At 73.6% G+C, this 13,761-nt stretch carries 12 protein-coding genes; 10 read left to right on the plus strand and 2 right to left on the minus strand.

Going from position 1 to position 13,761, the window contains the following annotated elements; translation table 11 throughout:
* The first annotated feature begins 245 nt into the window (after positions 1-245).
* Together ACTVAJ_RS17885 and ACTVAJ_RS17890 are read left to right on the plus strand one after the other, a co-directional pair.
* A complete protein-coding gene (locus tag ACTVAJ_RS17885; RefSeq protein ID WP_470389315.1) occupies positions 246-1,535 on the plus strand; it encodes an AGE family epimerase/isomerase in 1,290 nt (429 codons plus the stop codon).
* Positions 1,532-2,527, plus strand: coding sequence for a carbohydrate kinase family protein (locus ACTVAJ_RS17890; protein ID WP_470389316.1), 996 nt, complete (start codon positions 1,532-1,534; stop codon positions 2,525-2,527). Before ACTVAJ_RS17885 ends, ACTVAJ_RS17890 begins: the two co-directional genes overlap by 4 nt.
* A 123-nt stretch (positions 2,528-2,650) precedes the next feature.
* On the opposite strand, the gene ACTVAJ_RS17895 is transcribed toward ACTVAJ_RS17890, so the two are convergent.
* A complete protein-coding gene (locus ACTVAJ_RS17895) occupies positions 2,651-3,823 on the minus strand; it encodes a carboxylate-amine ligase (RefSeq protein WP_470389317.1) in 1,173 nt (390 codons plus the stop codon).
* 385 nt (positions 3,824-4,208) lie between these two features.
* Here ACTVAJ_RS17895 and ACTVAJ_RS17900 point away from each other — a divergent pair, with 385 nt between their 5' ends.
* From ACTVAJ_RS17900 to ACTVAJ_RS17925, 6 genes are all read left to right on the plus strand, one after another.
* Positions 4,209-7,061, plus strand: coding sequence for a helix-turn-helix transcriptional regulator (locus tag ACTVAJ_RS17900; RefSeq protein WP_470389318.1), 2,853 nt, complete (start codon positions 4,209-4,211; stop codon positions 7,059-7,061).
* Between the two features lie 156 nt (positions 7,062-7,217).
* Positions 7,218-8,048 (plus strand): ABC transporter ATP-binding protein, encoded by an 831-nt coding sequence (locus ACTVAJ_RS17905; protein ID WP_470389319.1) that lies wholly within the window; start codon positions 7,218-7,220, stop codon positions 8,046-8,048.
* Entirely contained in the window at positions 8,045-8,764 is a 720-nt protein-coding gene (locus tag ACTVAJ_RS17910) for an ABC transporter ATP-binding protein (protein WP_470389320.1), read from the plus strand. Before ACTVAJ_RS17905 ends, ACTVAJ_RS17910 begins: the two co-directional genes overlap by 4 nt.
* Positions 8,765-8,773: 9 nt before the next feature.
* Positions 8,774-9,625, plus strand: coding sequence for a branched-chain amino acid ABC transporter permease (locus ACTVAJ_RS17915; RefSeq protein WP_470389321.1), 852 nt, complete (start codon positions 8,774-8,776; stop codon positions 9,623-9,625).
* Between the two features lie 5 nt (positions 9,626-9,630).
* On the plus strand, positions 9,631-10,725 hold the full coding sequence (locus ACTVAJ_RS17920) for a branched-chain amino acid ABC transporter permease (protein WP_470389322.1): 1,095 nt from the start codon (positions 9,631-9,633) through the stop codon (positions 10,723-10,725).
* Positions 10,726-10,736: 11 nt separating this feature from the next.
* A complete protein-coding gene (locus tag ACTVAJ_RS17925; protein ID WP_470389323.1) occupies positions 10,737-12,062 on the plus strand; it encodes an ABC transporter substrate-binding protein in 1,326 nt (441 codons plus the stop codon).
* 103 nt (positions 12,063-12,165) lie between these two features.
* On the opposite strand, the gene ACTVAJ_RS17930 is transcribed toward ACTVAJ_RS17925, so the two are convergent.
* On the minus strand, positions 12,166-12,546 hold the full coding sequence (locus ACTVAJ_RS17930; RefSeq protein WP_470389324.1) for a hypothetical protein: 381 nt from the start codon (positions 12,544-12,546) through the stop codon (positions 12,166-12,168).
* 108 nt (positions 12,547-12,654) lie between these two features.
* On the opposite strand from ACTVAJ_RS17930, the gene ACTVAJ_RS17935 reads away from it, so the two are divergent.
* Together ACTVAJ_RS17935 and ACTVAJ_RS17940 are read left to right on the plus strand one after the other, a co-directional pair.
* Complete coding sequence (locus ACTVAJ_RS17935) at positions 12,655-13,461, plus strand: helix-turn-helix domain-containing protein (RefSeq protein WP_470389325.1); 807 nt, start codon at positions 12,655-12,657, stop codon at positions 13,459-13,461.
* On the plus strand, positions 13,458-13,637 hold the full coding sequence (locus ACTVAJ_RS17940; protein WP_470389326.1) for a DUF397 domain-containing protein: 180 nt from the start codon (positions 13,458-13,460) through the stop codon (positions 13,635-13,637). The genes ACTVAJ_RS17935 and ACTVAJ_RS17940 overlap by 4 nt, the downstream gene beginning before the upstream one ends.
* Positions 13,638-13,761 lie beyond the last annotated feature (124 nt).

Below are 13,761 nucleotides of genomic sequence, written 5' to 3' on the forward strand. Positions count from 1 at the left end.
GCCGACGCGCCCGCGTCCCGGCGGTGCCCACTCGGAGCGTACCGATGAGGGTTCCCACGCGTCCCGGTGGCCTCGCCGGTCGCAGCGGGTGACAGGGGAATCGTTGCTTCGCCGGGGGCGGACGACGAGGGGTGCCGGGGCCCGGTTCGGAGCGGCCGTCCACAGGGGCCGACCGCTTCTTCCCGCGGCGGGGCGGTGCGGATATCGTGAACCGCGTACCCGAACGCCGAGGAGGCAGTGGACTGATGGCACCAGGACATCCCGTGCCGGGACACCCGGACTGGTTGCGCACGGAGGAGCGGCGCCTGTATCCGTTCGCGGCGGGTTCGGCCGTGGCCGACGGCTTCGGCTGGCTGGACGCGCTCGGGCGGGTGGAGCCCGACCGGCCCACCGCGACCTGGATCACCGCACGCATGACGCACGTGTTCTCCCTGGCGTACCTGCGTGGGGAGGAGGACGCGGGGCGCCTGGCGGACCATGGTCTGGCGGCGCTCGCCGGCCCCCTGCGCGACTCCGAGCAGGGCGGGTGGTTCGAGGAGGCCCCGGCCGCGTCCGCGTTGTGGGAGCGCTCCCACAACGCGGACGCCGCGGTCTCCGGCGGCCTCCGCAAGTCCGCCTACACGCACGCCTTCGTCGTCCTCGCCGCGTCGAGCGCCGTCCTGGCCGGCCGCCCCGGGGCGCGCGACCTGCTGGACGAGGCGCTCCGGGTGGTCGACACCCGGTTCTGGGAGGAGCACGCGGGCGCCGTCCGGGAGAGCTGGGACCGGGAATGGGCCGGGACCGAGGACTACCGGGGCGCCAACAGCAACATGCACTGCGTGGAGGCGTTCCTGGCCGCGGCCGACGCGACCGGCGACCGCCGATGGACGCGCAGGGCGCTGGCCATCGCCGAGCGGCTCGCGCACGGGGTGGCCGCGGAGTACGACTGGCGGCTGCCCGAGCACTTCACCGCCGACTGGCGCGCCCTGCCCGAGCACAACCGGGACCGGCCGGACGACCCGTTCCGGCCCTTCGGCAGCACCACCGGCCACCTTCTGGAGTGGTCGCGGCTGCTGCTCCACCTGGAGGCGTCCCTGAGGGGCGCGGGGGAGCCCGTGCCCCCCTGGCTGCACGGGGACGCCGCCCGGCTCTTCGACCACGCTGTCCGCCGGGGCTGGTCGGTGGACGGGGCGGACGGGTTCGTCTACACGCTGGACTGGGCGGACGTCCCCGTCGTGCGCGAACGCATGCACTGGGTGGTCGCCGAGGCCACGATGGCCGCGTGGGCACTCGGCGCGCGGACCGGGGAGGACGGGTACATGCGCCACTACGACCGCTGGTGGGCCTACGCCGACCGCCACCACCTCGACCGCGAACACGGGAGCTGGCACCACGAACTCGACCCGGCGGGTCACCCGTCGCGCACGGTGTGGCCGGGCAAGCCGGACGTCTACCACGCCTACCAGGCGAGCCTCCTGCCCCAGGCCGGTCTGGCCGGCTCCCTGGCCGCCGCGCTCCGCGAGGGGCGCGTGAGCACGGACGGAGGGACGGCGTGAGTGCTCCGAGCGCCCGGCTGGTGGTGGTCGGGGAGAACGTCATGGACCTGCTGCCCACACCCCACGGGACCGACGTCCTGCGTGCCGTCCCGGGCGGAGGACCGGCCAACACGGCGGTGGCCGCCGCCCGTCTGGGCACACCGACCCGTCTGCTGGCGAGGATCGGAGCCGACGGTTTCGGTGAACGCATCCGCGAGCGGCTCCTCCGGGAGGGGCTCGACCCGGCCGGTCTGGTCGCCGCCGACGAGCCGTCCGCTCTGGCGGTGGCCACGGTCGGCCCGGACGGGGCCGCCCGCTACGACTTCCGGATGGACGACGCGGCCGACTGGCGGTGGCGTCCGGGTGAGTTGCCCGAAGCTCTGGAACCTGAGGTCAGGGCCGTGCACGCCGCCTCGGTGGCCCTGTTCCGGGAACCGGGGGCCGCGCGGATCGAGGCACTGCTGCGGCGCGAGCACGGGAGGGACCGGGTCACCGTCACTCTCGACCCCAACATCCGGCCCGACGTGATCGGTGACCCGGCCGAGGCCCGCGCACTGGCGCTGCGCCACGCCGCGCAGGCACACGTGGTCAAGGCGAGCGACGAGGACCTGGCCTTCCTCCACCCCGGTCTGTCCCCGCTGCGGGCCGCCCGCGAGATCGCCGGGTCGGGCCCGGCGCTGGTCGTGGTCACCCTGGGGGCGGAGGGCGCGGTGGCGCTCTCGGGCGGGACCGAGGTGCGGGTACCGGCGCCGAGCGTCGGGGTGGTCGACACCGTCGGTGCCGGGGACACGCTCATGGGCGCCCTCCTGCACTGGCTGGACGCCGCCGGGCGGTTGGGCGACCGCCCGCGTACCCGGCTGGCCGGTCTGGACGCCGCCGACCTCCGCGAGATGCTGACCGTCGCGACCACGGCAGCCGCGTGCGTGGTCACGCGGGAGGGCGCCGATCCGCCCGGGGCGGACGAACTCGCCGCCGCGCTGAGGGAGGTGGCCGCGGGGGACACCGCCGGCTGACACGAGTAGGGTGGGCGCCGCGAGCGGGGAACGAGCGGCAGGCGCGGCCGGGGAGGAGGAATCCCTGTCGTCGGGGCGCCCGGACCCGGTCCGAAGCCAGGCGGAGGACCCGAAGAGCACAGCCTAGGGCAGCCCCTCCCCGGCCTGGGCGGCCAGGTGGTCCACGACGTCGGTGATGCGGCCCCGCCGCTCCAGGTAGGCGCGCTGGCGGGCGGCGCCCGACCCGGCGGCGCGCACCCGGTCCAGCAGCCCGACCACGAGGTCGGCGTCCCCGTTCGCCTCCAACCCGGGGAGGGCCGCGCCGAGCATCCGGTCCATGGCGAGGAAGCCCGGCAGGGACTCGCCGGTCAGCGGGTCGGGGACGCGGCCCTCCAGGCCGTCACGGGCGGCCCGCCAGACGGCCGCGCGCAGTGCGGGGGCGTCGACCTCCGGGGCGGGCACCCCGTCACGGACGTCGGTGAGCGCCCGGGCGGCCAGCCCCCGGGTCAGCACGGCGAAGAGCAGTGCCTCGTCGGCCGTCGCGGCGACGTCGCCCACGCGGATCTCCAGGGTGGGCAGGTGGTCGGAGAGACGGACGTCCCAGTAGACCATGTGCCGGTCGAGGATGGCGCCGCTCCCGGCGAGCGCGCTGACGGCGCGTTCGTGTTCGGCCAGGGAACGGAAGAGCGGCGGCGGCCCGGCCGACGGGAGCCGGTTCCAGGTGATGGTGCGCCAGCTGGCGTACCCGGTGTCCCGGCCCGCCTGGAACGGCGAGTTGGCCGACAGCGCCACGAGGAAGGGAAGCCACCGTCGTAGGTGCCCGCCCACGGCGACGGCGGTCCCGCGGTCGGGGATGCCGATGTGGACGTGGCAGCCGCACACCACGTGGGACTCGCGTAACGCGCCGAAGTGGGTGGCGATGTCCGCGTACCGCCTCCCGTCGCTGACCCGGGCCGCCGCCGGGTCCCCCAGGACCGGGGTACCGGAGGCGACGACCGCCAGTCCGGCGGCCGCGGCGGCCCGGACCAGTTCGCGGCGGGCCGACTGGAGGAAGCGCGCGGCGTCCCCGGAGGTGCCGCACACGGGGCTGTTGCTCTCCACCTGGGTGCGGGTGAACTCGCCGCACAGGTGTCCGTGGAGGTGGCGGACGTTCGACAGGACGTCGGGGGCCCGGGACAGGATGCGCCGGCTGCGGGGGTCGACGACGAAGAACTCCTCCTCGACACCGAAGGTGGGAGGGGCCGTCCGCGCGTCGGCACGGGTGCCGACCGGTGAGCGTTCCCGCGTACCGTGCGCGGCCAGGAAGCGGTTCTCCATGGACGTGGGTCCCTTCTGGTGTCCCGTCCCCCGCCCCGGGGGAGCGTCTCGCACTGGATATCCCGTGCCGGGCGCCCGCGACAGTGTCCCCGGGAGGACAAAACGCTATCCGAGGGACGTTATGTACTAAATGTCGGTATCGCGGGGCGCTGTTGCCGGGAGATTACGGCTTGATAACCGGCCAGTGGTCGCCAGGCGGCTCGGGAGTGAGGCCGCGGCCACCCTGCCGTGTGACTCGCACCACCCTCGAAGGGCGGAGGATGCGCAGGTGAGCGGTCCGGTGCCACACTGGTCGACTCGGCCGGAAAGGCGCCCCTCCACCCACCCGAAGACGTCGTGCACCTGTTCCGTGCGACTCCGTCCGGGTATCGGTGGATCGACCAGTATGTGTGCTCGCACCTGCCGTAACGGGGTGCTCGTGTGCGATCGTCGGCGTGTGGCTGGCAGGAACACGGACCCCCGGGGCGCCCGCCTCCGGGGCCGGGACGAAGAGCAGCGGACACTCGCGGACGTACTCGACGGCGCGAGGTCCGGGAGCGGCGCGTCCGTCCTCCTCTCCGGGGGACCGGGGCGCGGAAAGACCGCCCTCCTCGACCATGTGCGCTCGGCCGCCGGTGATCTCACCGTCCTGCACGTGGCCGGTGTCCCCTCCGAGACCGACCTCCCCCTCGCCGGGCTGCACCGGCTCCTGCGCCCCGTCGAGGCCGGTGCCGACCGGCTCACCCGGCACCGCGCGGACCTCCTCCGCGACGCCCTCACCCAGGGCGCCCCCGCGGCCCCGGACCGGTTCGCGCTCTACACGGCGGTCCTCGACCTCCTCCGGCTCACCTCCGCGGGGCACCCGGTCCTGGTCTGCGTCGACGACGCCGACCACCTCGACGCCCCCTCCCTGGAGGCCCTGTCCTTCGTCGCCCGCCGGCTGTCCGGCCTCCCCGTCTCCGCGGTGTTCACCGCCCGCGGCGGCCACGGCAAGCCGTCGGGCGGAGAGCACGACGACCCCGCCCCCGACACCCTCGTCCCCGGCGTCGCCGAACACGTCCTCCCACCCCTGGCCGAGCGGGCGCTCCACGACATCCTCACCGACCGCGCCCCCGTCACCCCGGCCTCGGGAGTGCGCACCGCCCTCGTCCGGGCGGCCCACGGCAACCCGGAGGTGGCCACCAGCCATCTCCGCTCCCTGTCCGACGCCCAGCTGCGCGGCGAGGCACCGCTCCCCGAACCGCTGCGCCTTCCCGCCCGGCTGCGTTCCGCCCTGCTCACCTCCTACCGGGGACTCCCCGAGCGCGTGCGCCACCTCCTCCTGGTCGCGGCCCTGGCCACGGACCCCGACGTGCGCCTGCTGACCGACGCCGGCGGCGACCCCGACCTGACCGTCCACGACCTCGAACCCGCCGAGGAACTCGGGCTGGTCCGGGTGGTGGGCGCGACCGTGGTCTTCCCCGACCCCCTCGTCCGCGAGGCCGTCGCCCAGGACGCCCCCGCCGGGCGGCTGCGCGCGGTCCACAGCGCCCTCGCCGGGGCGGTCGACCCGCAGTACGCCCCGGTCGAGTTCTCCCGCCACGCCGCGGCCGGCGCGGGAGCCCCCGACGCCGGGCTCTCCGACGCCGTCGAGGCCGCCGCCCTGCGCGCCCAGCGGCTGGAGGGCCCGAGCGCCGCCTCCCACGCCCACGAGCGCGCCGCCGACCTGGCCCCCGACCCCGACGTCCGCGCCTGCCGCCTGGCCACGGCCGCCTACCAGGCCTACGCGGGCGGCGGCACCGCCCGGGCGGCGCGCCTGCTCGACCGGGCCCGCCCGCTCGCCGTGTCCGACCGCCGCCGGGCGATCATCGACCTCGTCGAGGCCCAGCTGTCCATGCGGGGCGGCAACGCCATCGACGCCGCGGAACGCCTGCTCGCCGTCGGCCGGTCCCTGATCGCGCACGACCGCGCCCTGGCCCTGCGCGCCCTGGTGCGCTCCGCGGACTCCGCGTCCCTGGCGGGCGACCCGGTCCGCCACGGCAGGGCCGCCGAGCTGGCCGTCCCCCTGGTGCGCCCCGACGACTCCGCGTCGATGCGCCTGGTGGCCGCCTTCCTCAAGGGATGCGCCGTGTCCTTCCGGGGCGACTACGTGACCTCGACCCCGCTCCTGCGGGAGGCCGCGCGGCTGTCCGAGGGCATGGACAAGCCCTCCGAGCTCATCTGGGCGGGTGTCAGCGGGCTCCGACTGGGCGACGCGCCGTTCGTTCGCGCCGTGACGACCCGGGCCGTGGACGTGGGCACCACCCAGGGCGAGTACGCGACCGTCCCGGCGGCGCTCGGCTTCCAGGTCTTCTCCGAGTTCTGGAGCGGCCGTTTCCCCTCCGCCGCGGGGCACGCGCTGGGCGGCCTCAGGGCGGCGCGCGAGTACGGGCAGCCGGTGTGGGCGACGCACCACCTCGCGTGCCTGGCGATGATCGCCGCCATCCAGGGGGACGTCGACACCTGCCGTATCCGGGCCCGCGCGGTGACCGCACAGGCCGGAGAGAAGAGCCTCGGCCTCCCGGCCGCCCTCGCCGCCTGGGCGCTGGCCGTCCTGGAGCTGTCGCGCGGCAACGCGGCGGAGGCGTTCTTCCGGCTGCGTGCCCTGGTCCACGCCGGCCCGGGGCACGGGCACCCCACGATGCGCCTGCTCACCGCGCCGCACTTCGTGGAGGCGGCCACCAGGATGGGCGAGACCGAGTGGGCCCGCACCTCACTGGCGGGCTACGAGCGGTGGGCGGAGGGGATCGGGAGTCCGAGCGCCCGTGCCCTGGCTGCGCGCGGTCGCGGCCTGCTGGCGACGGGGGACGAGGCCGCGGACCACTTCGAGAACGCGCTGGCCCTGCACCGGGAGTGCGGTGACGACGACGTCGAGCAGGCACGCACCCACCTGCTGTTCGGCGCCTTCCTGCGCCGGGCCCGACTGCCCGGCCGGGCGCGCGAGCACCTGTACGACGCGCTGGAGTCCTTCGAGCGCTTCGGCGCGCGGCTCTGGGTCCGCCAGACGCGGGCCGAACTGCGGGCGATCGGGACCGCCGAACGCGACCCCGACACGTCCGCCACCGGGGACCTGACCGCCCAGCAGCAGCAGATCGCCCGGTTGGTCGCCGACGGTGCGACCAACCGGGAGGTCGCCGCGCACATGTTCATCAGTCCGCGCACGGTCGAACACCATCTGCGCGGCATCTTCCGCAAGCTCAACATCAGGTCCCGGGTGGATCTGGCCCGTCTCCTCAACTGACGCGGGGCGGGCTCCACACCCCCGGAGCCCGCCGCACGGCCCGAACCCCCGGGGGCGCCCGCCCCACCGGCCCGGACACGACGGAGTGGACGGGCACCCGACCCGTACCAACTAGTCGGTATGGACCGCCGTACGGAAACCGCGAGAGAGGCACCCATGACAACGACCGCAGGCGACCAGCTCCTGAGCGCGGACGGGGTGACCGTGCGCTTCGGGGGCCTGACCGCCCTCGACGGCGTCGGACTCCGGGTCGCGCCCGGGGCCGTCGTCGGGCTGATCGGGCCCAACGGGGCCGGGAAGACGACCCTGTTCAACGTCCTCTCCGGCGTCCTGCGCCCGAGCGCCGGGACACTCTCCTGGAAGGGCGGGCCCCCGCCCGGACGCGGCCCCCACGGCCTGGCCCGGTCCGGCATCTCCCGCACCTTCCAGGGGCTCAACCTCTTCTCGAACATGACGGTCCTGGACAACGTCGTCGCGGGCGCCGACCGCCTCGCGCGCGGCGGCCCGCTGTCGATGGTCACCGGCCTCGGGCGGCACCACCGGGACGAGCGCGAGCTCCGGACCCGCGCCCTGGCCACCCTCGACCGCTTCGGCGTGGCCGAGCACGCCCACCGCCTCCCCGGAACCCTGCCCTACGGCATCCAGAAGCAGGTCGCCCTGGCCCGCGCCTGTGCCGGCGACCCCGAACTCCTCCTCCTGGACGAACCCGCCAGCGGACTGTCCGGACGGCAGATGGACACGCTGGCCGAGCAGATCCGCTCCTTCCGCCAGCACATGGCGGTCGTGCTCGTCGAGCACCACATGGACCTGGTCATGGACGTGTGCGACCACATCGTCGTGCTCGACTTCGGCCGGGTCATCTCCACCGGCACCCCCGACGAGGTCCGCGCCGACCCCGCTGTCACACGCGCCTACCTCGGCGCCTCCGCAGACGCCTCCGGCACCGACCGGAACGCCACCCCCACCGACGACGGAGCGGCCCGATGAGTACCGAACCCCTCCTGCGCGTGGACGGCCTCCACGCCCACCACGGCGCGGTCCGGGCCCTCGACGACGTCTCGCTCGCGGTCCCCGCCCGCGGCATGTGCGCCGTCCTCGGTGCCAACGGCGCGGGCAAGACCACCCTCCTGCGCACGCTCACCGGCCTCCACCCGGCCACCTCGGGCCGGGTCCTGCTGGACGGGGAGGACCTCACCCGGCTGCCCGCCGAACGCGTCATCACCCGGGGTCTGGCCCACGTGCCCGAGGGCGGTGGCGTGATCGTCGAGCTCACCGTCGAGGAGAACCTCCGCCTGGGGGCGCTCTGGCGCTCCTCCCGGCGTGACGCGGCGGCGATGGACGAGGTCATGGACCTCTTCCCGCCGCTGGTCGAGCGCCGTCACCAGCCCGCGGGCACCCTGTCCGGGGGTGAGCGCCAGATGCTCGCCATCGGCCGCGCCCTCATGGCCCGACCACGCGTCCTGCTCCTGGACGAGCCCTCCCTCGGTCTGGCGCCCCTGGTCACCCAGAGGATCCTCACCCTCCTGCGCGACCTGCGCGACGACACCGGGCTCACCGTCGTGCTCGTCGAACAGAACGCCGCCGGGGCGCTGTCGGTGACCGACCACGGCTTCGTGCTGAACCAGGGCCGGGTGGCCGCCGAGGGGGCCTCCGCGGACCTGCTCGCCGACGACCGCACGCGCCACGCCTACCTCGGTTTCTGAGGAGACCCCATGACCCACTTCGTCAACCTGACCCTCAACGGGCTGGCGTCCGGGGCCGCCTACGCGGCGCTCGCGCTCTCCCTCGTCATCATCTACCAGGCCACGCGCCTGGTGAACTTCGCCCAGCCGGCACTCGCCCTGATCTCGGTGTACACCGCCTACACCGTCACGCAGCTCACCGGTTCCTACTGGCTCGGGTTCGCCGCGGCGCTGTCCGCCGGACTGGTGGCCGGGGCGCTGGTGGAGCGGGTGATCATCCGGCCCATCGCGCGGATCTCGGAACTCAACGCGGTCATCGTCACCCTCGGGCTCCTCCTGGTCGTCCAGGGCGCGGTCGGGATGGTGTGGGGCAACGAGCAGCACGCGCTGGGCTACGCGTTCAGTTACGTGGGGCGCTTCTCCCCGGCCGACGCCTTCGCACTGGCCTCGGTCGCCGCCGTGGCCGGACTCCTGTTCGCCCTGTACCGGTTCACACCGCTCGGACTGCGCATGCGCGCGGCCGCCTTCCACCCCGAGGCCGCCCGGCTCAGCGGAGTGCGGGTCGGGTTCATGCTGACCGTCGGCTGGGGTGTGGCCGCCTTCATCGGGGCCCTCGCCGGGATGCTCGCCGGGCCGCCCTTCATCTCCCCGAACGCCTTCGACGCCGTGTTCGTGTTCGGCATCACCGCCGCCGTGGTGGGCGGGCTCGACAGCCCCTTCGGCGCGGTCCTGGGCGGGATGCTCATGGGCCTGGCCATGTCCTACGTGTCCGGCTACGCGGGGCCCGAGGTGGCCACGCTCGCCGCCCTCGCCGTCGTGGTCCTCGTCCTGAGCGTGCGCCCCGACGGAATCCTGTCCCGCCCGACCGCGCGAAAGGTGTAGCCGCCGTGACCTCACCCACCCGCGAGCGCGCCGAGCGCGCCCCCGCTCCGCCCCGGACCGTACCGACCACCCCCGCCGACCGCTGGCGCGCCCTGCCCGCCCCCCTGCGGCACCTGCTCATGGCCGTACTCGCGCTCACCGCGGTGTGCGGTCTGGTCCTCGCCACCGGCGACCTGGCCGCACTGCGGTTCGCCGCCGTCGGGTACACCCTGCTGGCCCTCTCGGGGCTCCAGCTCCTGGTCGGCGCCAGCGGCCAGATCTCGCTCGGCCACGGCGCGTTCCTGATGATCGGCGCCTACGGCATGGCACTGCTGGTCCTGCACCAGCCCATGCTGCCGCTGGCCGCCAACCTGGCGATCATCGTGGCCGCGTCGGCCGTGGCCGGGGTCGCGGTCGGCACCGCCACGGCACGGCTGCACGGCCCCTACCTGGCGGGCGCCACGCTCATCCTCGCCGTGGGGCTGCCGGGGCTGGCCCACCGCTACCACGAGCTCCTCGGCGGCAGCAACGGACTCAACATCCGTACCGCGGGGGTGCCCCCCTTCCTCCAGGGGATCGTCAGCACCAGCGACTGGAGGGCCCTGGTCGTGTGGACGACCGTGCTGCTGGCCCTCACCGTGCTGGCCACGATCTCCTCCGGGCGCCTGGGCCGGCGGATGCGGGCCGTCCGCGACGACGAGACCGCCGCGGCCATGGCGGGCGTCCCGGTCGGCTCGACCAAGGCGGCCGCGTTCGTCATCGCCTCCACCGCGGGCGGGCTGGCGGGGGGCCTCCAGGCCTACGTACTGGGCACCGTCACCCCCGGCAGCTTCACGCTCGCGCTGTCCCTGAGCCTGCTCGCGGCCCTGGTCCTGGGCGGGATCGGCAGCATGTGGGGCGCCCTCTGGGCGGCCCTCGCCCTCGTCTACTTCGAGGTGTGGGCGTCGGACCTGGCCGGCGCCCTCGACCTCGGGCGCGACGTCGAGAACAACCTCCCGGTGGTGTTCTTCGGCGTCGTCCTCATCCTCGTTCTGCGCTTCTGGCCCCTCGGGATCCAGGGGCTGGTCCAGCGACTCCTCCCGCGGCGCGGACCCTCCGCTTCCGCACCCACCCCCCGATGAAGGAGAACACCATGCGCATCCGCAGAGGAACGACGGCCGCCACCGCGGCGGCCCTGGCCCTGGCACTGCTGGCCACCGCGTGTACCGGGGCCGGTGAGGTGACCGAGGGCGACGCCGTCGACCTGGAGGTCGCCCCGGGGGTGACGGACGACGCCGTCGTCATCGGCAGCCACCAGCCGCTGACCGGACCCGCCGCACCCGGCTACGCGGCGGTCTCACAGGGGGCCGCCGCGGTGTTCGACTACGTCAACGACCAGGGAGGGGTGAACGGGCGGCAGATCGACTACCGGCCCGAGGACGACGCCTACGACCCCTCCCAGACGATCGACGTGACCCGGGAGCTGGTGATCGAGGACGAGATCTTCGCGATGGTCGGCGGTCTGGGGACCCCGACGCACACCGGCGTCCTGGACTACCTGAACGACGAGGGCGTCCCCGACGTGTTCCCGTCCTCCGGCGCCCTGGCCTGGAACGACCCGCAGGAGCACCCGCTCACCTACGGGTGGCAGACGGACTACACCAAGGAGGCGAAGGTCCAGGGCGAGTACATCGCCGAGAACTTCACGGGCCAGAGCGTGGGCTACCTGTACCAGAACGACGACATCGGCGTCGACGCCCAGGCCGGACTCGACCAGTACCTCAGCGAGGAGGTCGTGGCGCGGGAGCACTACGAGTCGGAGGTGACCGACCTCGGTCCGCAGATCGCCGAGCTGGAGCGCTCCGGCGCCGAGGTGGTCGTGTGCTCGTGCATCCCGGCGTTCGTCGCGCTGGCGCTGCTGGAGGCGGCGAGCATCGGCTACGAACCGCAGTGGGTGGTGTCCAGCATCGGCGGTGACACCGCGACCCTCCAGGGGCTGCTCTCCCAGTTCACCGAGGGCGGCGACGCCGAGGAGGTCCCCGCGGACGCCTTCCTGGACGGGCTGCTCATCACCAGCTACCTGCCCAGGGTGGAGGACACCGAGGACGAGTGGTCGCAGTTCTTCATGGAGGTGCACGAGGAGTACGGGGACGGTGGTCCGCTGACCAACACGCATCTGTTCGGGATGACCCAGGCGGTGATGTTCGCGCAGGTCCTGAAGTCGGCCGGGGAGGACCTCACCCGCCAGTCGCTCGTCGACGCGCTGGAGTCGCAGGAGTGGAGCGGTCCCGGACTGGTGCCGTTCAGCTCGTCCGGTGACGACCACGGCGGGCACCAGGGCGTGTACGTGGTCCAGTACTCGGAGGGCGACGAGATCGAGATGGTCCAGGAGGCCCGGGTCACCGACCGGGACGGCGGGGCCATCGAGGAGCCGGACTTCGAGCGGCTCTCGCCCGAGGAGCTCGACTTCCACGACTGACGCGCCCGCCCCCCGGGGGGCGCGTACCCCGGTCCGAAGCGCGGCGGAGGCCCGCACGGACACGGCGGCCCGGGAACCCTCCCGGGCCGCCGCCGTGCGCGGTTCAGGCGGCGTGGCGGGGCGAGGCCAGGTCGCGGACGAGGTCCACCGCGGCGTCGGTGCACCGCACGGACACCGAGCCGGTCTCCAGGACGGAGCCGTCGTCGAGGACGCGCTGGGTGAGGAAGTACCGGCCGAGGACCCGGGTGCGCGTGCCCCGGGTGTACACCGCCGGTTCGCCGTAGAGGTCGAGCCTCGTGCCGGGGACGTCGGCCCGTCGGAGGGCGGCGTACAGCTTCTTGAGCGCCTCGTCCCGGTGGACGGCCGCCGCGCCGTACGTCGCCGCGCCGCGGAGCCCCTCGGGCGGGGCGTCCGGTACGCGTGTCCACCGGCGTCGGCCCGCGTCGGGGTCGGCCCCTCCCGCGTCGGTGCGTGTACTGGTCATGCTGAGAGGTTCGCACCTGCGAGGACGTGAGGGAAGGGAGGATACAAAGAGATCACGCCCTGGGCAGTTCCATACATGTCAGTACCGAATTCTTGACAGGGTCGGTACATGGTGGACCGACTGAAGCCCTCATGGGTCGAGTTTGGCAAGCACGTCCGTCGTCTCCGCACCCAGGCGAACCTGTCCCTCGACCGCCTCGCCCGGCTGACGACGTACTCGGCCACGTACCACAGCAAGATCGAACGCGCGGTACGGGTGCCCAATGTCGGAATTGTCGAGGCCCTGGACCGGGAACTCGGTACAAGGGGCGCGCTGCTCAGGATGTGGAGGGACGTCGAGCGCTCGGAAAGCGGGTCCTGGTACGAACAGCCGGACGAGTACGAGAAGGAAGCGACTGAGATAAGGTTCTTCCACCCCTTTGTCCTCCCCGGTTTCCTCCAGACCGAGAGCTACGCGCGGATCATCACGTCCCACTCCGTTCCGAACATCGACAGGGACGGCCTGGAGAAGACCGTCGAAATGCGGCAGGCGTGGCGCCGGCTGCTGCGGGAGAACGAGGATCTCCGGCTGAGCGTCGTCATACCGGAGTTCGTCCTCACCCGTCTGGTGGGCGGCGCCGAGACGATGCGTGACCAACTGGAGAGGCTGGTCCAGGAGTCGCAGGCGGAGGGACTCACCCTCCAGGTGCTTCCGGAGGGGATCAGCGACTTCGCGTGGACCGTGGGGGCCTTCTGGCTGGTATACATTGAGGACCAAAGTCCCATTGTGTGTACCGAACACTGTATCGGCGGACACATGACGAGTGAGGCCAGATACGTGCGGAAGCTGGAGTCCGCGTACAACAGGCTACAGGTATGGGCACTTTCCCCGAATGATTCGTTGCACAAGATCAAGGCACTGAGGGACGTACTGTGAACGAATGGCACAAATCCTCCTACAGCGCGACCGATGTTCGATGCGTCGAGGTCAAGGAGACGTCGGACGCCGTCCTCATGCGTGACACGCAGAACCGGGAACTCGGCCATCTGAGCTTCACCCCCGTCGAGTGGGGCTCCTTCCTCGGGGACCTCAAGGCCGACGCCGTCGGATAACCGGGGTCCGTCCGGACACGGGACGGGGCGGGCGGGCCGCGCCGGGCGGCCCGCCCGCCCCCTCGGTCAGGACGGGGTCAGGAACCGTGCGGGCAGGAGTCCCGGTAGTCCGAGAGGTCCGTGC

The sequence above is a fragment of the Nocardiopsis sp. KDC1DS13DA1 genome (assembly GCF_055632325.1).